Source organism: Nocardia vermiculata NBRC 100427, from assembly GCF_001613265.1.
GTDB classification, from domain to species: Bacteria; Actinomycetota; Actinomycetes; order Mycobacteriales; family Mycobacteriaceae; genus Nocardia; species Nocardia vermiculata.
The window spans coordinates 1-22,624 of sequence record NZ_BDCA01000031.1 but is presented as its reverse complement, the minus strand read 5'-3'; the positions used below and the strand labels follow the sequence as shown (position 1 = coordinate 22,624).

Here is a 22,624-nt window from a genome sequence, read left to right as displayed (position 1 = left end):
GGACGGCCGGCCCGCACTCGTGTCTCGCTATCGCTTTGTGCTGTTTCGCTTTTCCCGCACTCGCACCGAGATCCGCACCGGAGAACCCTCGAAACCGAACTCCTCACGCAGTCGCCGCTCCAGGAATCGCCGGTAGCCGGCCTCCAGGAATCCGGTGGTGAACAGGACGAAAGTCGGCGGCCGGGTGGTCGCCTGGGTGGCGAACAGCACCCGCGGCAGCCGACCACCGCGCATCGGCGGCGGGGTGGCGGCGATGACCTCCTTGAGCCAGGTGTTCAGGCGCCCGGTCGGAATCCGCTGATCCCAGGACTCCAGCGCGGTTTCCATTGCGGGAACGAGCTTCTGGACGGCACGGCCGGTATGGGCGGAGATATTGACCCGCTGGGCCCACGGCACCCGCACCAGATCGCGCTCAACCTCCCGCTCCAGCTGATAACGACGGTCCTCGTCGACCAGATCCCATTTGTTGAATGCCAGCACCAGGGCGCGGCCGGTGTCGGCGACCATGCCGATCACCCGCAGATCCTGTTCGGTGATGGGCTCGGAGGCATCGATCAACATGACCGCCACCTCCGCGGCCTCGATGGCGGCCTTGGTGCGCAGCGAGGCGTAGAACTCGGTGCCACCCGCCGTCGACACCTTGCGGCGCAAGCCCGCGGTGTCGACGAAACGCCATGGCTTGCCGCCCAATTCGACCAGTGAATCCACAGGGTCGACCGTGGTTCCGGCGACATCGTGCACCACGGACCGTTCGTCACCGGACAATTTGTTCAGCAGGCTGGACTTGCCGACATTGGGCTTACCGACCAGCGCCACGCGCCGCGGTCCCCCACCGGTGACCCCTTCACGTGGAGTTTCCGGGAGCACCGCCAGTACATCGTCGAGCAGATCACCGGTGCCACGACCGTGCGCGGCCGAAACCATGCGCGGCTCCCCCAGCCCCAGTGACCACAGCACCGCGGCATCGGCCTCGGCCTTCTCACCGTCGACCTTGTTGGCCACCAGGATCACCGGAGTCTTGGAGCGGCGCAACGCCTTCACCGCCGCCTCGTCGGTCGCCGTGGCACCGACGGTGGCATCGACCACCAGCAGGATCGCATCCGCGGTGCCCATCGCCAGCTCTGCCTGGCGCGCTACCGCCTGCTGCAGGCCCTTGGCATCGGGCTCCCAGCCACCGGTGTCCTGCACCAGGAATCGGCGGCCCGACCAGCTCGCTTCATAGGACACGCGATCGCGGGTGACACCGGGGATATCCTCCACCACCGCTTCACGGCGGCCCAGGATTCGGTTCACCAGCGTCGATTTGCCGACATTGGGGCGCCCGACGACCGCGAGGGTCGGCATCGCGACCTGCTCACCGTCCTCGCCGTCCCCCTCGAGATCGGTGATCTCCCAGTCGGCTTCGTCGGACCACACGCCGTCGCCGGTGAGGGTATCGGAATTCGGGGACACACTCGGGCTCATCTACGCTCTCCCACCGTGATCCGCTGTGCCACAACGCGGTACAGCTCGTCGATAACCTGGTCCATGGTCAGGTCGCTGGTATCCACCATGACGGCGTCCGCAGCCGGACGCAGCGGCGACACCGCACGGGTCGAGTCCAGGTTGTCGCGGCGCTGCACATCGGCGAGCACCGCCTCGTAGTCGTCGCCGCGCCCTTCGGCGATGTTCTGCTGATTGCGGCGCTGGGCACGCGCCTGCGCCGACGCGGTCAGATAGATTTTCGCGTCGGCCTCGGGCAGTACGACGGTGCCGATGTCGCGGCCCTCGACCACGATGCGACCGGCCGCGGCCGCCAGCTCGCGCTGCAACGCCACCAGCCGGGTGCGTACCTCCGGCACCGCCGACACCGCGGACACCGCCTTGGTGACGGCCGCGCCCCGGATCTCCGCGGATACATCCGCACCGTCGAGCTCGATCACCTCGTGTCCCGGGTCGGTGCCGATGGACAGCCCCAGCTCCTCGACCGCTGCGGCGATCGCCTGCGGGTCCGCCAGATCCGTCGCGGTCCGCAGCACCTGCAGGGTCGCGACCCGATACATCGCTCCGGTGTCGAGGTAGCGGGCGCCGAGCCGGTCGGCGAGCCGGCGCGACACGCTCGACTTACCGGTGCCCGACGGCCCGTCCATCGCGACCACGAGTGCAGGACCCGCGGCCACGTCCTCGGCGTTCCGGGTTTCCACCACGTCACAGCCTCCTCGGGTCGGATCGTCGGGCCTGCCTGCGTGGTCACCGGCAATGCTGCCACTTACCACGCTGCCACTCGTCACTCCACCGCTCACAACGCCACCGCCTCGTACAGCTTCCCGATTTCGTCACGTCCCAATACCCGTAGGGTGCCCGGCCGCTGGTCCCCCAGCGCCACCGGCCCGACATGGGTACGGACCAGTCCGATGACCGGATGCCCGACCTCCGCGAGCAACCGGCGCACGATGTGCTTACGCCCCTCGTGCAGAATCACCTTGACCAGCGATTTTCCCTCGCCCACCTCGAGCACCTGGAATTTGTCGACCTTCGCCGGCCCGTCCTCCAGTTCGACGCCCTCACGCAACTGCTTACCGGCGTCGCGCTGGACCTCGCCGTGCACGGTGGCCAGATAGGTCTTCGACACCTGATACGACGGATGCATCAGCCGATGCGCCAGGTCGCCGTCGTTGGTGAGCAGCAACAGCCCCTCGGTCTCGGCGTCGAGACGACCGACATGGAACAGGCGCTGACCGGCCATCACCCGTTCGGCCACGATATCGCCGACACAGGGACGGTTCATCTCGTCGGACATGGTCGACTGGAAACCCTTGGGCTTGTTCAACGCCAGGTAGACCTGCTCGTCACGCACCACCACGCGCACACCGTCGACACGAACCACGGCGGTTTCGGCATCGATCCGCAGGCCCTGCTCGCGCACGATGACCCCGTCGACCTCGACCCGCCCCTGCTCGATGAGTTCCTCGGCGGCGCGACGAGACGCCACACCAGCCCGGGCCAGCACCTTCTGCAGGCGTTCGCCCTCACCCCACGGCAGCTTCTTCGGACCGGATTCGGTGGCGGTCTCGACGTTCTGATGACGTGCGGGTTTGGCGAAACTCAGCACCGTCGGTGGGGTCTTGCGCTTCTTCGGCTTCGGCGTGGTGCTACGGCCCGGACGGCCCTCACCACGTCCCGGGCGCGAATCCGCACCCGTGCGGCTACCGCTGCTCGCTTGTCCGCGGGTGAAGCGGTCACCGCCGCGACCGCCCTCGGTCCGGCCGCCGCGCTCGTCACCGTGTGCGGGCCGAGAACCGCGACCGTAGCCGTCCGCGCCGCGACTGCCGCGCTCGTCCCTGCCGGCCGCACGCGGACCGCGGCCGTAACCGCTGTCACCGCCACGGCCGGTGCCCTCACTCTGGCGGCTCGGCCGATCGTCGCCACGGGCCGGGCGCGAGCTCCGCGCGCCGAAACCCTCGTCGCGTCGGCCGTAACGCTCCTCGGAACGACCGGAACGGGACCCGCCACGCGGAGCGCCATAGCCCCCACGGCGGTCGTCACCGCGTCCTCCGCTGCGACGGTCGTCGCCGTATCCGCCGCGACGCTCGCCGCCGGCCGGTCCGCGACGGTTGTCGCCATATGCCCCGCGACGGTCGTCGTTGTATCCCCCGCGACGGTCGTCGCCCCGGGCCGGGCGGCCCGTCGTTCCCCCGCGACCGCCGCGTGGCGGGTCGCTGTGTCGTTTCCTACGGTCCGGTGTGCCATCTCGGCGAGCGGGTGTATTCACGTGGTCCTCTGGTATTTCGCAGGTTCCGGCTCGGAACCTGTCAATTCTCGGCGCCGAGATCGATATCCGATTCGGCGGGTTTTTTCAGCTTGGTGTAGCGGGGGTCGCTCTCCAGGCTGTCGTTGATCTCGTCGATCAGGTCGACATCCGGGAGCAGGGGCGCCAACGACGGAAGTTCCGTCAGCGACGCGAGCCCGATCCGTTCCAGGAACAGTTCGGTGGTGACGTACAGGGTGCCGTTGGTGTCGACGTCGGTACCCGCCTCGGCGATCAGTCCCCGCGCCACCAGGGTGCGGATCACACCGTCGACATTCACACCGCGCACAGCACTCACCCGTGCTCGGGTAACCGGTTGACGATAGGCGATAACCGCCAAAGTTTCCAATGCCGCCCGTGTGAGCTTGGACCGAGCGCCGTCGAGCAGCATCCGTTCGACATAGGGTGCGTACCGCGTGCGGGTGTACAGCCGCCAGCCGTCACCCACGTAGCGCAGGTCGATCCCACTCTCGCGCGCCGACCATTGCGCCGACATCTCCCGCAGCACCCGATCGACCCGGGTCGGACTGTCCGCGACGGCCGCGGCCAGCAACTCCGTCGGCGCGGGCGCGTCCACCACCAGCAGCATCGCCTCGAGTGCCGAGCACAACTCCTCGTCGTCGAGCGGTCGCTCCCCGTCGTCCTCGGGGTCTTCCGGATCGTCCGGATCTGCCGGGGCGGGCACTGCTGTCGCCGTATCGACCGCCGGTTCCGGGCCGGTCTCCGGCGCGATCGTCGCCGGTGTATCGGCTCCGGCGTCCACGGCGGCATCCTCGCCCCTCTCGGCCACCGCAGGCGCCGGCGGGTGCGCATCCGAGCCACCCGAATCCGAGGGTCGCGACGGGTTACCGGTCCGGATCCTCCCCGCGCTCGCGGTCGCGACGCCCGCACCGGCTGTCGTCGCCACCGGATCTTCGGGCACCACACCCGGCACCACCTCGGTGCCGTGAGCGTCGGGCTGCTCGTCCGACGTCTGCTTCCCCTCCGGAGTCGTCATCCGTAATCCTCTTCGATCGTCACGGGTTCGGCCGCCTCGGCGCCGGCGTCGTCGCCGACCCAGCGCACCGCGAGCGGGCCGAGCGGGTCGGGCTGGTCGAATTCGACGCTCTTGCCGCGGTACAGCTCGAGCAGCGCCAGGAAGCGAGCGACGATCTGGATCGGGATCTCGCAGTCGGCGCACAGTTCGTGGAACGTTGCCCACTCGCCCGCCCCGCGCTTCTTCAACATCTCCAGTACGAGCGCCGCCTGTTCGGCGACCGAGATCGTGTGGTTGTGCAGGTGGTCGAGCCCCACGGTGGGGGCCGGGCGCGGGCGGAAGGCGGCGGCGGCGATATCGGCGAAACCCGCCGCGTCCACGCCGAGGGTGACCTCGGGCAGCAGCTCGAGGAAACGATCCTCCAGGGCGACCGCGCGCGGATACCGTCGCAGCGCTGCGGCCTCCAGCTCACCCAGCAGTTCGGCGACCTGTTTGAATGCCCGGTACTGCAGCAATCGGGCGAACAGCAGGTCACGCGCCTCCAGCAGTTCCAGATCCTCGGCGTCGCTGACCTCCCCCGACGGCAGCAGCCGTGCCGCCTTGAGATCGAGCAGAGTCGCGGCGACCACAAGGAATTCGGTGGTCTGGTCGAGGATCCGGTCGGCGCGCACCGTCGGATCCCGTTCCAGGCTCGCGGTCAGTTCCTTGGTGTAGGCGATGAACTCGTCAGTGACCTTGTGCAGCGCCACCTCGGTGACATCGAGACGCCGCTGGCTGATCAATTGCAGCAGCAGGTCGAACGGGCCCTGGAAATTGCTCAGCCGCAGGTGGAATCCGCTGGGTCTGTCCGAGTTATCGGGGTCGGCGGCCGACTCGCCCGAGGCGGGCTGCGGCGGTTCGGTATCGGTCACTGCGACGGCAGGGTTTTCCGGGAGAACGTCGGCAGCCGGGGTTCCGGCTCCACTCACCGGCCCGACCGGTGGATGACTTCCCGGGCCATCGCCCGATACGCCGTCGCGCCGGTGGACTTGGGCGCCCAGGTGGTGATCGGCTCGCCCGCGACACTGGCATCGGGGAAGCGGACCGTCCGGTTGATCACCGTGTCGTAGACCAGGTCGCCGAACACCTCGACCACCCGGGCCATCACCTGTCGCGAATGCAACAGACGCGCGTCGAACATGGTGACCACGATGCCCGACAGTTCCAGGCGCGGGTTGAGCCGGTCGCGCACCTTCTCCACGGTGTCGGTGAGCAGCGCCAGACCACGCAGCGAGAAGTACTCGCACTCCATCGGGATCACCACGCCGTCCGCGCAGGCCAGCGCATTCACCGTGAGCAGACCCAGCGACGGCTGGCAGTCGATCAGGATGTAGTCGTAGCTGTCGCGCAACGGTGCCAGCGCGCGACCGAGCGTCTGTTCCCGGCCGACCTCGTTGACCAGTTGTATTTCGGCCGCCGACAGATCGATGTTGCTCGGTAGCAGATCCATCCCGTCGACCTTGGTGTTGAGCAGAACATCGGGCGCGGTCGCGCGGCCACCGACGAGCAGATTGTGCACCGTCTGGTCCAGGTCGTGGTGGGCCACCCCGAGCCCGGCCGACAGCGCGCCCTGCGGGTCCAGGTCGACCAGCAGCACGCGCCGTCCGTATTCGGCCAGCGCAGCACCGAGATTGATGGTGGAGGTGGTCTTACCGACACCGCCCTTCTGGTTGCACATGGCGACGATCAGGGCGTCACCGTTGCGCGACGACGGAGGTGGTTCGGGAATGTCGCGCAGCGGGCGTCCGGTCGGGCCGAGTTCGGTGCCGTCCGCCACGATGTCGTTCGCCTCCCAGAGTCTGCGGGCCGCCTGTTCGATTCGGAGGCCGGGTCGGATATTCGAAAGCGGTTCTGCCGCAGCACTGTTCGGCGGCTCGGCCGCACCGGCTGTCGTCATATCCGCTGCTCCTTCAATTGTCTTGCTCGTTGCCCCGCCGCGCGCTGCGGAACAGCGGGCGATCACCGCATCGGTCACCGATGCACCGGACCGCCGCAATAGACGCTACCGTCTCCGAGCGCAAGACCCACGATCGGACACGCTCGGGAAATCTGCCCGATCGTTGCGTACTTGTGTCATCGCGCGGCGCCGATACCGCATTCTGTCGCCTTTCGGCCGCCCGGCGAAAGTCTTTGCGTCAAACAAGTACGAAGTGCCCGATCGCTAGCGGGCCCGTGGGTGTGCGGTGGCCCACACCTCGTGCAGGGTGCCGACCGTCACCAGGGTGTAGATCTGAGTGGTCGTGACCGAGGCGTGCCCGAGCAGTTCCTGCACCACGCGCACGTCCGCACCGCCGTCGAGCAGATGGGTGGCGAAGGAATGGCGCAGCGTATGCGGCGATACCGCCGCCCCGATCCCCGCCCGCTGCGCCGCGTCCTGCAGTACCTGCCAAGCGCTCTGCCGGGACAGCCGGCCGCCGCGCGCATTGAGGAACAGTGCCGCGGCACCGCGACCGCGTTGCGACAGCACCGGACGACCACGCACCAGATAGGCCTCCAGCTCGGCCAGCGCCGGGCGGCCGATCGGCACCATGCGCTGTTTTCCGCCCTTGCCGTGCAGCACGACGGCCCGGCCGGCGGTATCGATGTCGTCGACATCGAGCCCGACGATCTCGGAGATGCGTGCACCGGTGGAGTAGAGCAGTTCCAGCAGTGCCCGGTCCCGCAACCCGCGCGGCCCACCCGCATCGCCACCCCCGGCGGCCTCGAGCAGCCGTGAGACATCGTCGTAGGGCAGTGCTTTCGGCAAACGCCGAGCCGGCGTCGGCGGTTTCACCCCGTGCGCGGCATCCGCACTGGTGAGCCCCTCCGCCACCGCGAAGCGATGCAATCCGCGCACCGCGACCAGCGCGCGCGCCGCCGACCCCGCGGCCAGCGGTGGATGTGTCTCACCACCGGCCCGCAACGACACCACGAAGTCGGCGATCACGCTCTCTGTCACCCGATCCAGATCCGCGATCTCCCGCCGCTGCAGGAAATCCCGGTACCGGCGCAGATCACGCCGATACGCGCTGAGCGTGTTGCCGGCCACCCCGCGCTCGACGGTCAGGTGGTCGAGATAGGCCCGGATCTGCTGCTCCACCATGGATGATCACCCACCCGGAGGTAGCTGCACCGCCACCACTACCGGGATCCGCACCGCGATACGATACTCACGCTGTCATCATGGCAGCCGGCACCGACAAAAGCAGATGTGAAACACGCTGCACGCCTACGGACGCCGCGGTCAGGACCGTTCGCGTTCGGCTGCCTTGCGTTCCAGGAACCTGGTCGGCAGTCCCGGCCAGGCGGTGTCCGCGGCACGCAGCGGTGTACCGTTCGCCCGCGCCGCCGACACGGCCAGCAGTCCTGCCACCGCGGTCGCATTCTCGATCCGCCCGTCCAGCGCCGCGGTCACCGCGTCCGGCAACGGCATCCGCACGATGGCCAGATCGGCCTCTTCCATCTCGGGATCGGGCCGGTCGGTCTCCGACAGGCCGGTCGCGAGATAGATGCGCAGCGCCTCGTCGGTGAAACCGGGCGACAGCACGACATCGACCAGGACCGACCAGTCGCGGGCGGCGAGACCGGTCTCCTCGGCCAGTTCCCGCCGCGCCGCCGCGAGCGGATCCTCACCGGCCACATCGAGCAATCCGGCGGGCAGCTCCAGCAACCGCCGCCCGACCGGGTGACGATACTGGTCGATCAGCACGACCGAGCCGTCGTCGTCGAGCGCGACGACGGCGACCGCACCGTGGTGCTCGACGATCTCGCGTTCCGCGACGCGGCCGCCGGGCATCTCCACCTGGTCCAGGCGCAGCGCGACGATCGCGCCCGAGTACACGGTCCGGGAATCGATGGTCCGGAAGACGTGGCTACCGGGTTCGCTCACCCGCCGACCCGCTCGGTCTGCTCCGCCGCGTCGGCCGACTCCGGCACGTCGGCATCGTCGGTCACGATTTCGACCGGAAGCCGCTCGGCCGCTTTGTAATCCAGCGCCGCCCCGACCAGGCCCGCGAACAGCGGATGCGGACGGGTGGGACGGCTCTTGAGCTCCGGATGTGCCTGCGTGGCCACGAAGTACGGATGCACATCGGCGGGTAGCTCCACGAATTCGACCAGATGTCCGTCGGGCGAGGTGCCGGAGAAGCGCAGCCCGCTCTGCGCGATCTTGTCGCGATAGACGTTGTTGACCTCGAACCGATGCCGATGCCGCTCCGACACCTCGGTGTCACCGTAGGTGCGCGCGACCACCGACCCCTTGTCCAGGACCGCCGGATAGGCACCCAGGCGCATCGTGCCGCCCAGATCCGCCTCGCCGGCCACGGCCTGTGCCTGATCGGCCATGGTGGAGATCACCGGATGTGTGGTTTCCGGCTCGAACTCCGCGGAGTTGGCGTCGGTGAGGCCGACCGAACGAGCCGCCTCGATGACCACGCACTGCAGCCCCAGACACAGTCCCAGCAGCGGGATCGAGCGGGTGCGGGCGAAGCGGATCGCCCCGACCTTGCCCTCGATCCCGCGAATACCGAAACCACCCGGGATCAGGACCGCATCCACATCACCGAGATGTTGCTGCGCTCCCTCGGGCGTCTCGCACTCGTCGGACTGCACCCAGCGAATGTTGACCTTGGCCTTCGCGGCGAAACCACCCGCCCGCAACGCCTCGGTCACCGACAGGTAGGCGTCGGGCAGATCGACGTACTTACCGACGAGGGCGACCGTGACCTCCTCGCGCGGCTTGTGCACCCGATCGAGCAGATCGCCCCAGACGGTCCAGTCCACATCCCGGAACGGCAGCCCGAGTTTGCGCACCACGTACGCGTCGAGCCCCTCGCGGTGCAGCACCTTGGGGATGTCGTAGATGGAGGGCGCATCGGGGGTGGAGATACAGGCATCGACCTCGACGTCACACATCAGGGCGATCTTGTTCTTCAGCCCCTGCGGCACCTCACGGTCACAGCGCAGGATCAATGCATCGGGCTGGATACCGATATTGCGCAGCGCCGCCACCGAATGCTGGGTGGGCTTGGTCTTCAGCTCGCCCGACGGCGCCAGATACGGCACCAGCGTCACGTGCAGGAAGAAGCAGTTGTCCCGGCCGACCTCGTGCCGGATCTGGCGGGCGGCCTCGAGGAACGGCTGCGATTCGATATCGCCGACGGTGCCGCCGATCTCGGTGATCACCACATCCGGAACCTGTCCCTGCAGATCCGGACCGCTCATCGCCAGGATGCGATTCTTGATCTCGTCGGTGATGTGCGGGATGACCTGCACCGTGTCACCCAGGTACTCACCGCGCCGCTCCTTGGCGATCACCGTCGAGTACACCTGCCCGGTGGTGACGTTCGCATAGCCGGACAGATTCCGGTCGAGGAAGCGTTCGTAGTGCCCGACATCGAGGTCGGTCTCGGCGCCGTCCTCGGTCACGAACACCTCGCCGTGCTGGAAGGGGTTCATGGTGCCGGGGTCGACATTCAGATACGGGTCCAGTTTCTGCATGGTGACCCGCAATCCGCGGGAGGTCAGCAGCTGGCCGAGGCTGGAGGCGGTCAGTCCCTTCCCGAGGGAGGAGGCGACACCACCGCTGACGAAGATGTGTCTGGTGGCCGTCTGATGGGGGGAGCGCGCCGGAATCCGCGATTGACTCACGGGACTTCACGCTAACACGGAAAAGGGTTGCGAAACGAATGCCACGCGCGGGAACTCCGAGGCCGCGACCGCAGGTGTCACATGCGTCTCACTCTGCGCAGCAACCCCATGACAGGAGGACCGTGGCGTCGGTGTCGGCAGGGCCGCGGGACTGCCGAGCCCGGGCAACCGCTCCCGCTCGGCCCGGCAGCGCCCGGAATTCGGCCCGGCAACGCACCGGTTCGGGCCGGCAACGCGCCGAGCGGGCCGGGCACGGCCGCTGGATTCAGCCCGGCAACGCACCGGCCGGTGTCGCGCTGACGTCCGCACCGGTGCCGTAGTGACCCGTTTTGCCATCCAGTTGCTCCGCCAGTCCGAGGACCGTGCTGACCCGGCCACTCCCCCGGTCCACATCGTCGACGGTTGTCACCGCGGCGTCCAGGCGCCGGTCGGCACGCACCTGCGCGATCGGGCCGGGCCCGCGCGACGAGCCCGGCTGCCCGGCCAGCACCACACCCGCGCCGCGCTCGCGCAGCGCGCCCGCGAAATGCGCGATGATCGAACCCTGGCCGTCCTGCCCGGCCTGTGCGCCCGAGCCGGTCACCACCACCGCCAGCTGTGCGGGCGCGAGCTCGCCGGTCGCGAGGAACCCACCGTCGCGCAGGGTGGCGAGGATCAACCCTCGCTCCTGTCCGGTCGCGCGCTCCGCACCACTCCCGGGATCGTTCAGCAAGGCCAGACCCAGCAGATCACCCGCGAGGCTGCCCTGGTCCACCGAGTCGGTCTGCAACTGCGCTCCGGCGGGGATCATGTTGGTGACCGCGGTCCGCAACCGGTCGCCCTGGGTGGCGTCGACGAATGCGTCGGTCAGCGCCACCCGGCCGGTGACCGACGCTCCCGCGGTGGTCAGGGCGGCGCTGACCGCGTCGGCGTCGGCCACGTCGGCGTCCGGGGTGGTGAAGACCAGTACCTTCCGGTCGGCCAAAGTGCCGTGCAGCAGCCGGTCCGACGAGTGGTCGATGAACTGCTCAGCCGTGTCGGCCCGGTGCTCGAGCTGTTGGTTGACGGCGGCCAGCGCGTCGTTGCGACGGGCCAGATCGTCGCGATCGGAATTGCCCTGACGGACCACGGCGCCCAGTACCGCGCCCACGATCAGCGCCAGGAAGACCGCGGCCAGGGAAATGAGAAGCCGGCGCATGGAACCCACGTACCTCTACCCCCGGTCGGCTAGTCGATGCAGCCAGTCCTGGGCCTGCCGCCACGCCGAGTCCAGCCAGTCCAGCACGTCACCACCCAGATGCGAGGACACCAGCAGCCCCACGATCAGCGCGGCCAGTGCCGCCAGCACCACCAGCGCAGTCGCCCAGCCGGAGTTGTTGCGCCGGTACAGGGTGGCGACAGCCTTGGCGTCCATCAGTTTCGGGCCCGCCTTGAGCCGGGTCAGGAACATCGCCGGATTGGACTCGCGGCGGCTGCGGTCGAAGAAGTCGTCGAGCGAAGCGGGCGCCCCGCACGTGATGATCAGCGCGGCGCCGTGATGATCGGCCAGCAGCAGCGCCAGATCCGACGCCGAACCCGAGGACGGGAAGGTCGTCGCACCGATGCCCAGGTCCTGAATACGTTCCAGTCCTTTGGCATGTCCGTCCGTGTCGGCCGGAAGAATCAGCTCGGCACCGCATTTCAAGGTGCTCGCGGTGATCTCCTCCGGGTCACCGATGATCAGATCCGGGCGGTACCCGGCCTTGGCCAGGATGTCGGCACCGCGGCCGACGCCCACCAGGATCGGCGCGTATTCCTTCACGAACGGCTTGATCGCCTTGAGATCGTCGCGGCCGTCGGCGCCGTCGGCGACCACGACGACGTGCCGGTTGCGCATCGACAGATCCAGCTCCGGAACTCCGAGACCGTCGATGAGCAGCGCGCTTTCGCTGCGAATGAATTCGATCGTGTTGCCCGCGAACGCCTCCAGATGATCGGCCAGCCCGTTACGCGCCTCGATCATGCGCTCGGCGATCACCTGATCGGTGAGCTCGATCGCCTCGACCAGGATCTCCGGTTCCTTCTTGGTCAGCTTGTCGGCGTAGACGACACCGGCGTCGATACGCACCTTGGTGCCGTCCTTGATCCGGCCGAACACATCTGCCGAGACAGCATCCAGCAACACGATTCCGTTGGCCGCCAGAACCTCCGGACCCAGATTCGGATACCGCCCGGAAATCGACGGCGAGGCGTTCAGCACCGCGGCCACCCCGGCCTCGACGAGCCGGTCAGCGGTGATGCGGTCGATATCCATCTCGTCGAGGACGACCACATCACCGGCCCCCACCCGCTTGAGCAGACGCCGGGTGTTGCGGTCCACCCGGGCCATCCCGGTGACGCCGGGCAGCGTTTCGGTGTTGCGCGACAACAGCGCCAGCATCTTCATGGCATCCGATAATGGCGGCAAACCCTCGACCGTTCATGGAGGCGCGCCGACCGGATAGCACATTCGAGACAGCCACGCCAATCCATCAGGTGTGTCGCCCCGTCGATTGGCGTGCCGAACCGAACCGCTGGTACCGATATGCTTCGGTTCACTGCCCTTCGAAGGAGAACACATGGCAAGCACCACCGTCGACGCAGTCATCTCCGCGCCGCGCGACGTCGTCTACAAGTGGTTCACCGAACGTGACAGCCTCAACGATTTCCTGCCCGTGCAGATCACGCTGCGCAAGCCCGGTGCGCCGGAACCGGCCGGTGTCGGGGCGCGATACCAGGTCGGCCTCGGCGGATTCGGGGTGACGGAGGAAACGATCGAACTGGTCCCCGGTGAGCGCATGCAATACCAGATCGTCGCCGGCGCCCCGGTGAAGCGCCACGTCGGCACCATCACCTTCGCCGACGCCCCGGCCGGCACGCTGGTGTCCTACCGGATGGATTCCCAGCCGAGCCTGCCCGTTCCGGACAAGGCGACCGAGCTGTTCCTGCGCGCGCTGATCTCGCCTTTCCTCAAGGCCGCGAAGAAGGCCGCCGCCGCGAAGTAGCGTCAGCCGGCCGCCGGCGCGGTGTCGGATTTCTCCGCCCGCGCGGTGGCCAGCAGTTCCTCGGCATGGGCGCGACCGGTCTCGGTGTCGTCGAGCCCGGCCAGCATCCGTGCCAGTTCCACGACTCGCTCGTCGCTGGTCAGGGCCCGCACGCCACTGTCGACGCCGGTGCCGGTGTCGACCTTGTCGACCACCAGGTGAGTGTCGGCGAAGGCGGCGACCTGCGGGAGATGGGTCACCACGATCACCTGGTGGGTACGGGCCAGCCGGGCCAGCCGCCGCCCGATCTCGACCGCGGCCCGGCCGCCCACACCGGCGTCGACCTCGTCGAACACCATGGTCGACCCGTATTCGGAGGCGGCCAGCACCACTTCGAGAGCCAGCATCACGCGCGAGAGCTCGCCCCCGGACGCGCTGCGGCTCAACGGAAGCGACTGTGCACCGGAGTGCGCGGACAACCGGAATTCCACCTCGTCCACTCCGGCCGCACCGGCATGCAGTTCGGTACCGCCGATGGTGATCGGTGCGCTGTCGTTCGCCGCGGCCGCGAGCGGGCACACCTCCACGTCGAGGGTGGCGCGCCCCATCGCCAGACCACTCAGTTCCGCACTCACCGCACCGGCCAGTTTGCGGGCGGCCTTGCGCCGAGCTGCGGTCAGCTTCTTCGCCGTCTCACGTACCTGCGCTGCCGCGGTGTCGACCTCGGCGGCCAGCGCGGCCAATGCCTCTTCGGACACGTCGAGCGACGCCAGGCGCCGGCGAGCGTCCTCGGCCCAGGCGATGACCGCGTCGATGTCGGGGGCGTACTTCCGGGTCAGGGTCTTCAACTCGGCCTGGCGGGTGAGCAGGCTGTCCAACGCCGCCGGATCCGACGGCAGGTCCGACAGATACGAACTCAATTCCGTGGTGACGTCGACGACGACTGCGATCGCCTCGCCCAGCCGCGGGGCGAGACCCGACAGGCCGGGATCGTCGCTGGACTCCAGCCGACTACGCGCGGCACCCAGCGCGTCCAGCGCCCCGGCTCCCTCACCGGAAGTCTCGGCGGCGCCGGCCAGTGCTTCGTGGGCGGCTCCCGCGGCCCCGCGCAGCGAATCCAGATCGCCCAGCCGCAGCACCTCGGCGACGATGCGCTGATCCTCACCCGGTTCCGGTGCGATGGCGTCGATTTCGTCCAGCGAATGCTGCAGCCGGTCGGCCTCGAGCGCGAGTTCACGGCTGCGGGCGGTACGTTCGAGCAGTTCGGTCCGGGCCTGCGCCCAGGTACGCCGGGCCAGCTGATATTTCCGCAGCGGCCCGGACACGGTGTTCCCGGCGAACCGGTCCAACGCCTGCAATTGCTGATCGGGCCGCTGCAGCCGCAGCTGGTCGTTCTGTCCGTGCACCGTCAGCAGCGGCGCCGTGAACTCCGACAGCACCGCGGCGGGCACGCTGCGACCACCCAGGTGGGCGCGGGAGCGGCCGTCGCTTCCGACGGTGCGCAGGGCGATGATGCTGTCGTCGTCGTCGCGGCGCGCGCCGGAGGACTCCAGCACCTTCTCCACGTCGTCGCGGGCACCGTCGTGCACCTCCTCGACGGTGAACCGGCCCTCCACCACGGCGCGCGGCGCGCCCTGACGCACACGGCCCGCGTCGGCACGAGCGCCACCGAGCAGATGCAGTCCGGTGACCACCATCGTCTTTCCCGCGCCGGTCTCACCGGTGACGCAGGTCAGGCCCTCGTGGAACTGCGCTGTGGCAGTGGATATGACGCCGAGTGCGTCGATCCTGATCTCGGTCAGCACGTCTGTTCTCCGTTCGGCTGCTCGCCCCGCCGTCCCCGCCAGCCTGTCACGGGTAGCCGGAATTTGCGCACCATCCGGTCCGCGAACGGTGCCGAATCCAGCCGCACCCAGCGCACCGGTTCGGTGCCACGCACCGCCTCGAACCGCGCCCCGCGCGGCAGTGCCAGAGTCCGCCGGCCGTCCAGGAAGACGATCGCATCGTGGCCGCCGGCAACGGTTTCCACTGCAATACGGGAGTCCGGGCTGGTCACCAGGGGCCGGGCGAACAGGGCGTGGGCGTTGCTGGGGATGACCAGCAGCGCCTCCAGTTCCGGCCACACCACCGGCCCACCCGCGGAGAAGGCATAGGCCGTGGACCCGGTCGGTGTCGCGACCAGTACCCCGTCACAACCGAATTGCGACACCGGGCGGCCGTCGACCTCGAGCACCACCTCGAGCACACCCATGCGGGTGGCGTTCTCGATGCTCGCCTCGTTGAGCGCCCAGCCGCGTTCCACCACCACATCGTCGACCCGGACACTGACGTCCACGGTCATCCGCTGCTCGATGCGGTAATCCCCGCGCACGACCTGCGCCAGCGCCTCGTCGAGGTGTTCGGCCTCGGCCTCGGTGAGAAATCCGATGCGGCCCAGATTGATTCCCAGTACCGGTACCCGCGCCGGATGCGCCATCTCCGCCCCGCGCAGGAACGTCCCGTCCCCACCTAGCGCCAGCACCATCTCGCAACCGACCGCCGCATCGGGAGCATGCGCGACCACCTGGATCGGATAACCATCGGGTTCGCCGGTCTCGTCGAAATCCAGCTTGGTGCTGTAGGTCTCGTCCTCGAGGATGCGCAGGCCGATCCCGGCGTCGGAGAATATCTTCGCCACCCGGTGTGCGGTCTCGAGCAGTTCGGAGCGGCCCGGGTGGGCGACGAGCAGGATTTCGCGCTTCACTGAGGCCCCTCCTCGACCGCCCGCCGCACCATCTCGCCGATCTCGGCCGTCCGGGTATCCACCGCCGCGGTGGGGCCGGGGTGCTGCGCATCTGCCACATCTTTACGCAACCACAGGAAGTACTCGACATTCCCCGACGGCCCGGGCAGCGGGCTGGCCACGACCCCACACGTCCGCAGGCCCAGTTCGGCGGCCGCGGCGGCGACCTCGGTCACCGCCTCGGCACGCAGAGCCGGATCGCGCACCACACCGCCGGAGCCTACTCGCTGTTTACCGACCTCGAACTGTGGTTTCACCATGGGCAGCAGATCCGCGCCCGGTACACAGCAGGCGGCCAGTGCGGGCAGTACCAGCGCCAGCGAGATGAACGACAGGTCGGCGACCACGAGTTCCACCGGCCCGTCGATGGTCTCGGGTGTCAGCGCACGCACATTGGTGCGGTCGAACACCCGCACGCGTTCGTCGTTGCGCAACCGCCAGACCAGCTGGCCGTAACCGACGTCGACGGCGACGACTTCGCGTGCACCACGGTCGAGCAGCACATCGGTGAAGCCGCCGGTCGACGCACCGGCATCCAGGCAGCGTTTCCCCGCCACGGTCACCCCGAGCGGTTCGAAGGCTTCGAGGGCGCCGAGCACCTTCTTCGCACCCCGTGAGGCCCACTGCACCTCGTCGGGTTCCTCGCGTACCAGCAAGGGGGTGTTGGGTTCGATCGCGGTCGCCGGTTTCGTCGCGACCGTACCGTTGATCAGGACGCGGCCCGCGCCGATCAGCTCGACCGCGTGTTCCCGCGATCTCGCCAACTTGCGGCGAACCAGTTCGGCGTCCACTCGCGCACGCCTGGCCACCTCAGATCTTGTCCACCGTCGCCAGGGCGCCGACCAGCACCTCGTGTGCCTGCTCGAGAATGCGAGCCCGCCGGGTCAGATCGGCCCCGGCACGGTCCACCCCGTCGGGCTCCGCGGCGACGCGCCGACCGCCGGGCAATTCCGCCAGCAATGCCTCGACCTCGCTGCGGACCTGCTCCGGGTCGGCGAAGTCCGCGGCGCTGCCGGCGAGATGCTGCCCCGGCAGCGGAACCCCGGGGCGAGGGCCCGGAGAACCTGACGAATGCGGTCGTGGAGTGGGCGTATTCATGGTGCCGACAACGCTACCGGAGTTGCCGGCCTGCGAGACAAGCGGCAGGCGGGCCCGCGAGCCCGGCAATCGGGCCGGTCGCGCCCGCCGACCCGAGCACACCGTGGGCGGCATTGGCACAATGGGCGTGGTGGGAGGTGAGCGAGGTCGTGACGCAGCCCGGTTCGCCGTCACCGCGACGGCGCTGATCGCGGGCGTGTCGGCGGCCGCGGTGGCGGCCTCCGAATGGGCGCATCGGCGCGCGTCACACCGGTTGCTGGGCCCGGCACACGAACCCCGCCGGGACGGATTCGATGTGGTCGTGGTGCTCGGCTATCCGGCCACACCCGAGGGAAGAACCCGAGCGCTGCAGCGGTGGCGGTGCACGATCGCGGCGCGGTCGCTGGCGCCGGAACGGGACGGATTTCTGATCTTCACCGGCAGCGCGGTGCACGGCCCCTGGGTCGAGGCCGAGGTGATGGCCGCCTATACGCGCGAGCACCTGGGTGTGTCCGCGGACCGGATCCGCGTCGAGACCTCCGCCGAAACCACTTGGCAGAACATCGAATTCACAACCCCGTCGTTCGAGCAGGCCGATCGCGTCATGATCGCCTCCGACCCGATGCATGCTGCCCGGGCCCGCCGCTACCTGCGCGCTCAGCGCCCGGACCTCGCCCGGCGGCTCGCGCCCGCGGACGACTACCGCCCGCTGGAACGCTGGTGGCTCAAGGTCCCCACCGCAGCGCACGAACTCGCGGCCATCACCCGCCGCCGCGCCGGTGCGGCCGCCACTCCCCTGCTGCAACGGCTCGACCTGCTTCCGGTACCGCGGCGCTGAACGCACCGCCTCATGGCCGGCAGGCACCGGGCTCGGCAGATCGCCGGTGAGGTGTGGCCGGGGCCCATCGAGGTCCGGCACGCAGAACACCACCGTGGGCCCGCAGCGCGGACGGCGATCGCACGCTGTATCCGGCCCGGTGGATGCCATGGGCGATGCCCGGCCGCCCACGGGTCACCGCCTGACATGAGGACAGCCGCCGCATTCCCGCCGCACGCCCGGCGGGACGCGGCCCCCGGCACGGCCGCGGCGGTATCACCGGATCGGCGTCACTCCGACAGGGCGATGGCGCGGGCCGGCTGCTCGTCCAGTAGCTCCGCAAGCTTTTCCAGGGGCTCATCCGCCCGGCCGGACAGCGGCGGGTGGTTGAGCGCGTCGAGGCTGCGGGCCAGATACGTCGGGCGGCGGTCGGCGGGCCGGGCACACACCTGGTCCAGGGTGCTGACTCCGGTCAGTACCAGCAACGACGGCAGCCCGACGCGGAGAGCACCGTCGATATCGGTGTCGAGGCGGTCACCGACCACCAGGGCACGGCGGGTGCCGGCGCGCACGAGCGCATCCTCGAGCAACGGCGCGTACGGTTTGCCGGCCACGACGGGTTCGGCATCGGTGGCGGCGCGCAGTGCGGCCACCATCGCGCCGTTACCCGGTGCCAGGCCGCGTTCGTTGGGCAGGGTCGCATCGGTATTCGCCGCCACCCACAGTGCGCCCGCGCGCACCGCGTAGGCGGCTTCGGCCAGGTCCGGCCACCCGGTGCGCGGTGAATGTCCCTGCACCACGGCAGCGGGGGCGTCGCCGTCGAACTGCCGCACCGGCCGCAGCCCGGCGAGTTCGACCTCCGCGGCCAGATCGTCGGTGCCGACGATCAGTACTCGCGCACCGGAGTCCACACGGTCGGCCAGCAGGCGCGCCGCCGCTTGTGCGCTGGTCACCACGTCGTCGTCGGTGGCGGAGAAGCCGAGGTCACGCAGGTGCGCGGCCACCGCACCCACCGACCGGCTCGCGTTGTTGGTGACGTACATCAGCCGCCGACCGTCACCCCCGGCGGCCAGGGCCGCCGGGGTACCGTCGATGACTTCCGCACCCCGATACAGGGTGCCGTCGAGATCGAGCAGGAGGGCGTCGAAGTCGTCCCGCAGCGTTGCCGCCATACCGTGTTACTCCGCGTCGTCGTCGGCCTGCGCGGCGGCGAGTTCGTCGGCGCGCTCCTCGGCGTCGGTATCACCGTCGATATCGGCGGCCGCAGTGTTGAGGAACCACTGCAGCGCCTCGTCCGGTCGCTCGGCGGCGAGCAGGGCCTCGGCGTAGGCGTAGAACAACCGGGCCGAGGCCGGACCGGTGTGGGCCGGGTCCAGTTCCGGTGTCTGCAGTGTCACTACCGCCTGGTCGTATTGCCCCAGATCCATTCGGGCGCCGGCGACGACGATCCGCAATTCGGTCGCTTCCGCACCGGACAATTCCCGTGCCTCGTCGCTGCGGCCGAGTTCGATGGCCCGCTCGGGCCGCCCGAGGCCACGTTCACAGTCGGCCATCACCGCGAGCAGGCCCGACCCGCCCGCCATCCGGCGTGCGGTGCGTAGTTCCGACAGCGCCTCGGCCCACTCGCCGGCGTGATAGGCGATGACACCGGCGGTTTCGCGGACCACGGCGATCCGGCCGGCGCGCCGCCGGGCCGCGCGGGCGTGTTCGAGGGCCAGCTCGGGATCTTCGTCGAGCAGCTGTGCCGCCATCACCAGATGGCGTGCAACAGTCTCGGCGTTGTTCTTGTCGAGGCTGAGCAGGTCGCGGCGTACCGCACCTTCCAGATCGCTCGCCTGTACCTCCTCCGGCAGCGCCGGTTCGTCCGGCCGGCCGGCCCGATGTTCGCTGCCCACGCGAGCGCCTTCACCACCACGGCGGCGGTCCTCGCCACGTCCCGGCCCGTCGGGGCGCTGCCCGGGACCGGCGGGCCGCTGCCCGCTGTCTTCCCGCCGATAGCCACCGCGGCGCTCGTCCCCGCCGCGCCCGTAGCCACCGGTCCCGCGCTCGCCTTCGCGACGGAAGCCGCCCTGTTTACGCTCGCCGCCGCGTCCCGCATCGCCACCGCGGGTCCCCTCGCTACCGCGCCGGGCGTCGTCGCGGCGGAAACCGCCTGGACGGCGATCGCCCTGATCGCGCCGGCCGTCACCGGAACGCGGACCGTCGCCACCGCGCCCGTAGCTGCCGGAACGACGCTCGTCGCCACCGTCGCGGCGCTCGTCGTCACGCCGGAATCCACCTCGTGGGCGCTCGGTGTCCCCGCGCCGGAAACCGCCGGATCGACGCTCGTCGTCGTCGCGGCGGAAGCCGCCCGAGCGCCGGTTGTCCGAGCCCTGGCCGTAGCCGCCGGAGGGGCGCTCACCGGTGTTGTCGCGGCGGAAGCCACCACGCTCACCCGCCGGACGCTCGTTCGCCGATTTGCCGGAGCCGGTCGAACCGGGACCAGTACCACTACGGCGGAAGGGCCTCCTACCGTCGTCATGCTCCGACACAGCGTGTTACCTCTCTTCGAGCCGACTTCTGGCGGCCGGCGACGACACACGGGACTGGGCGCCGGTGACCGGCACGCATCCGCAACCACCATGAATTCAATCATGTGGAACGGAGGTTGCCGCACCTGCCCGGCCCGCATCCGCTATCGCCGGTATGGGACATTTACCTGCGGGCCAGGCGACCGGTCCGGGTCCGCGGACACCCGGTGTCGGCCCTACCCGATGACACGCGGCGCACCGCCGCAGGCTGAACGGATAGCAGTGACCGCAGGATCCTCCGGCTCGACCGCCGCCCCGCCCCATCGCAAGGTCGCGATGGCGACACTGGTGGGCACCACACTCGAGTGGTACGACTTCATGCTCTACGGCACCGCGTCCGCGCTCATCTTCGGCAAGCAGTTCTTTCCCTCGATGAGCCCGGCCGCCGGAACCCTGGCAGCGTTCGCGACCTTCGCCGTCGGTTTCGGCGCCCGTCCGATCGGTGGTCTGCTGTTCGGTCACTTCGGTGACCGGGTCGGCCGGCGCACCACACTGGTGGTGTCGTTGATCCTGATGGGGGTGAGTTCGACCCTGATCGGGGCGCTTCCCACCTACGCGGACGTCGGGTTCTGGGCACCGGTCCTGCTCGTACTGGCGCGGCTGGTCCAGGGGGTCGGCCTCGGTGGCGAAGGCGCCGGCGCGGTGGTGTTCTCGATGGAACACGCCCCGCACGGCAAGCTCAACCGCTATGCGAGTTTTCCGCAGATGGGGACCCCGGCGGGGCTGGTACTGGCCAACGCGGTGTTCCTCGGCACCAGCGCGCTGCTACCCGAGGACGCGTTCCTGTCCTGGGGCTGGCGGATTCCGTTCCTGCTGAGCGCCGTCCTGGTGCTGATCGGGCTGGCGGTACGACTCACGGTCACCGAATCGGCGCAGTACGCGGATCTGGTCCGGCGCGGCGAGGTTGTCGCATTCCCGCTGCGCGCCGCACTGCGGGTGGGTCCGGCCCGCCTGTTGCTGATCCTGTGCGCGGCGATCGCGACGTCGGCGGTGGTGTACATCTTCATGACCTTCACCCTCACCTACGGCACCGAGTCGCTGGAATTCAGCCGCGATTTCCTGCTGTCGACGGTGATCGTGTCCTCGGTGCTGTGGTGTGTGACGATGCCGTTGTGGGGTGCGCTGGCCGACCGCTACGGCACCCACCGCATCTATCTGGCGGGTTCGGTCGCGCTGGTCGTCTGGTCTGCGGCCTATTTCCCGTTGCTCGATACCGGCAATGCGGTCGTGGTGTCACTGGCGCTGCTCGGTATGGGGCTCGTCCTGCCGGTCGCGCACAGTGTGGGCGGCATCATCGTCGCCGAGTTGTTCCCGCCGGCGGTCCGCTATTCCGGTACCTCACTCATCGTCCAGGTGTCGGTGATTCTCGGTGGCGGGCTCGCCCCGCTCATCGCGACCGCGCTGTGGACCGCGGGTTCTTCGTCACTGGCGGTCACGTGCTATTCGGTGGGGATTTGTGTGCTCAGCGCGATCAGCACATATGTGTTGTTCTGGGTGTTGCCTCGTGCGCGTGCCGATCGAAACGGAGGCGCGACCGCGGCGACCGAGGAGCAGCAGGCCGTTCGAGTCCGCCCCGGGGCGTAGTCGGCTCGGCACGGCGTGCTCGGGACGCGGGCGCGCACGACCCGGCGACGCGGACCGAGGCCCGGGCAACGACGACAGCCCAGCGCTCCACCGGCCTACCCCGGCCCCGTATGACGCAACCCTTGCGGCGGCGGACCATGAAGGTCTCGGGGCCTCCTTCCGGGTCGGATCCACCGATTGCCGGCACCTCCGGGCATTCGATACCGGCGCGCCACATCTCAGTGCTACTACACACGCTCGGTCGACTTCGAGCATTTGCATTCCGGACGCCCGTAAACAGTGGCCGCCGCGGTAGCTACTAGAACACAGGCATCCGATCGATGGGTCTGCCACGATATCGGCGCGCGCCTCGGATGAATGACACGTCCGAAGGAAGATAGTGC

General features: G+C 69.2%; 20 protein-coding genes. 3 read left to right on the top strand and 17 right to left on the bottom strand.

The genetic code is table 11. From position 1 onward, the window contains the following. Nucleotides 1–27: 27 nt before the first annotated feature. The 11 genes from der to steA form a co-directional block, all read right to left on the bottom strand. Nucleotides 28–1,464 carry a ribosome biogenesis GTPase Der gene (der, locus tag NV2_RS25260; protein ID WP_067879480.1) on the bottom strand — a complete coding sequence of 479 codons (1,437 nt, stop codon included), beginning with the start codon at nt 1,462–1,464 and terminating at the stop codon, nt 28–30. Continuing rightward, nucleotides 1,461–2,129: a (d)CMP kinase gene (gene cmk / locus NV2_RS25255; RefSeq protein ID WP_067879632.1), complete on the bottom strand. Its 669-nt coding sequence runs from the start codon at nt 2,127–2,129 to the stop codon at nt 1,461–1,463. Before cmk ends, der begins: the two co-directional genes overlap by 4 nt. A gap of 149 nt (nt 2,130–2,278) precedes the next feature. Beyond that, nucleotides 2,279–3,751, bottom strand: a complete 1,473-nt coding sequence (locus NV2_RS31100; RefSeq protein ID WP_084475432.1) for a pseudouridine synthase — start codon at nt 3,749–3,751, stop codon at nt 2,279–2,281. A gap of 40 nt (nt 3,752–3,791) precedes the next feature. Next, nucleotides 3,792–4,472 (bottom strand): SMC-Scp complex subunit ScpB, encoded by a 681-nt coding sequence (gene scpB / locus NV2_RS25245; RefSeq protein ID WP_067879626.1) that lies wholly within the window; start codon nt 4,470–4,472, stop codon nt 3,792–3,794. A 308-nt stretch (nt 4,473–4,780) separates the two neighbouring features. Further along, nucleotides 4,781–5,674, bottom strand: a complete 894-nt coding sequence (locus NV2_RS25240) for a segregation and condensation protein A (RefSeq protein WP_084475430.1) — start codon at nt 5,672–5,674, stop codon at nt 4,781–4,783. 53 nt (nt 5,675–5,727) lie between these two features. Then, nucleotides 5,728–6,699 (bottom strand): ParA family protein, encoded by a 972-nt coding sequence (locus tag NV2_RS25235; RefSeq protein ID WP_067879478.1) that lies wholly within the window; start codon nt 6,697–6,699, stop codon nt 5,728–5,730. A 264-nt stretch (nt 6,700–6,963) separates the two neighbouring features. Continuing rightward, the gene (gene xerD, locus NV2_RS25230; protein ID WP_067879476.1) at nt 6,964–7,884 is read right to left on the bottom strand and encodes a site-specific tyrosine recombinase XerD; all 921 of its coding nucleotides are present in this window, start codon (nt 7,882–7,884) and stop codon (nt 6,964–6,966) included. 141 nt (nt 7,885–8,025) lie between these two features. Continuing rightward, entirely contained in the window at nt 8,026–8,670 is a 645-nt protein-coding gene (locus tag NV2_RS25225; RefSeq protein WP_067879473.1) for an NUDIX domain-containing protein, read from the bottom strand. Beyond that, nucleotides 8,667–10,430, bottom strand: coding sequence for a CTP synthase (gene pyrG / locus NV2_RS25220; RefSeq protein ID WP_067879470.1), 1,764 nt, complete (start codon nt 10,428–10,430; stop codon nt 8,667–8,669). Before pyrG ends, NV2_RS25225 begins: the two co-directional genes overlap by 4 nt. 265 nt (nt 10,431–10,695) lie before the next feature. After that, complete coding sequence (locus NV2_RS25215) at nt 10,696–11,607, bottom strand: copper transporter (RefSeq protein WP_067879467.1); 912 nt, start codon at nt 11,605–11,607, stop codon at nt 10,696–10,698. Between the two features lie 15 nt (nt 11,608–11,622). Then, nucleotides 11,623–12,834 (bottom strand): putative cytokinetic ring protein SteA, encoded by a 1,212-nt coding sequence (gene steA, locus NV2_RS25210; RefSeq protein WP_067879464.1) that lies wholly within the window; start codon nt 12,832–12,834, stop codon nt 11,623–11,625. 172 nt (nt 12,835–13,006) lie between these two features. On the opposite strand from steA, the gene NV2_RS25205 reads away from it, so the two are divergent. Then, nucleotides 13,007–13,432, top strand: coding sequence for an SRPBCC family protein (locus NV2_RS25205; protein WP_067879461.1), 426 nt, complete (start codon nt 13,007–13,009; stop codon nt 13,430–13,432). Between the two features lie 2 nt (nt 13,433–13,434). Here the strand turns inward: NV2_RS25205 and recN are convergent, their stop codons facing one another. The 4 genes from recN to NV2_RS25185 are packed head-to-tail and all read right to left on the bottom strand — an operon-like array spanning nt 13,435 to nt 17,291. Continuing rightward, nucleotides 13,435–15,216, bottom strand: coding sequence for a DNA repair protein RecN (gene recN / locus NV2_RS25200; protein WP_067879458.1), 1,782 nt, complete (start codon nt 15,214–15,216; stop codon nt 13,435–13,437). After that, nucleotides 15,210–16,154: an NAD kinase gene (locus tag NV2_RS25195; protein ID WP_067879455.1), complete on the bottom strand. Its 945-nt coding sequence runs from the start codon at nt 16,152–16,154 to the stop codon at nt 15,210–15,212. The genes recN and NV2_RS25195 overlap by 7 nt, the downstream gene beginning before the upstream one ends. Beyond that, nucleotides 16,151–17,002 (bottom strand): TlyA family RNA methyltransferase, encoded by an 852-nt coding sequence (locus tag NV2_RS25190; RefSeq protein ID WP_067879452.1) that lies wholly within the window; start codon nt 17,000–17,002, stop codon nt 16,151–16,153. The genes NV2_RS25195 and NV2_RS25190 overlap by 4 nt, the downstream gene beginning before the upstream one ends. 1 nt (nt 17,003) lies before the next feature. Next, on the bottom strand, nt 17,004–17,291 hold the full coding sequence (locus tag NV2_RS25185) for a hypothetical protein (RefSeq protein ID WP_067879449.1): 288 nt from the start codon (nt 17,289–17,291) through the stop codon (nt 17,004–17,006). 130 nt (nt 17,292–17,421) lie between these two features. On the opposite strand from NV2_RS25185, the gene NV2_RS25180 reads away from it, so the two are divergent. Next, nucleotides 17,422–18,108 (top strand): YdcF family protein, encoded by a 687-nt coding sequence (locus NV2_RS25180; RefSeq protein ID WP_210749798.1) that lies wholly within the window; start codon nt 17,422–17,424, stop codon nt 18,106–18,108. Nucleotides 18,109–18,377: 269 nt separating this feature from the next. Here the strand turns inward: NV2_RS25180 and NV2_RS25175 are convergent, their stop codons facing one another. Continuing rightward, the gene (locus tag NV2_RS25175; RefSeq protein WP_067879444.1) at nt 18,378–19,259 is read right to left on the bottom strand and encodes an HAD-IIA family hydrolase; all 882 of its coding nucleotides are present in this window, start codon (nt 19,257–19,259) and stop codon (nt 18,378–18,380) included. Between the two features lie 6 nt (nt 19,260–19,265). Further along, complete coding sequence (locus tag NV2_RS33005; protein WP_084475427.1) at nt 19,266–20,618, bottom strand: hypothetical protein; 1,353 nt, start codon at nt 20,616–20,618, stop codon at nt 19,266–19,268. Between the two features lie 261 nt (nt 20,619–20,879). Here NV2_RS33005 and NV2_RS25165 point away from each other — a divergent pair, with 261 nt between their 5' ends. Beyond that, complete coding sequence (locus NV2_RS25165; protein ID WP_067879441.1) at nt 20,880–22,241, top strand: MFS transporter; 1,362 nt, start codon at nt 20,880–20,882, stop codon at nt 22,239–22,241. The last annotated feature ends 383 nt before the right edge of the window (nt 22,242–22,624 follow it).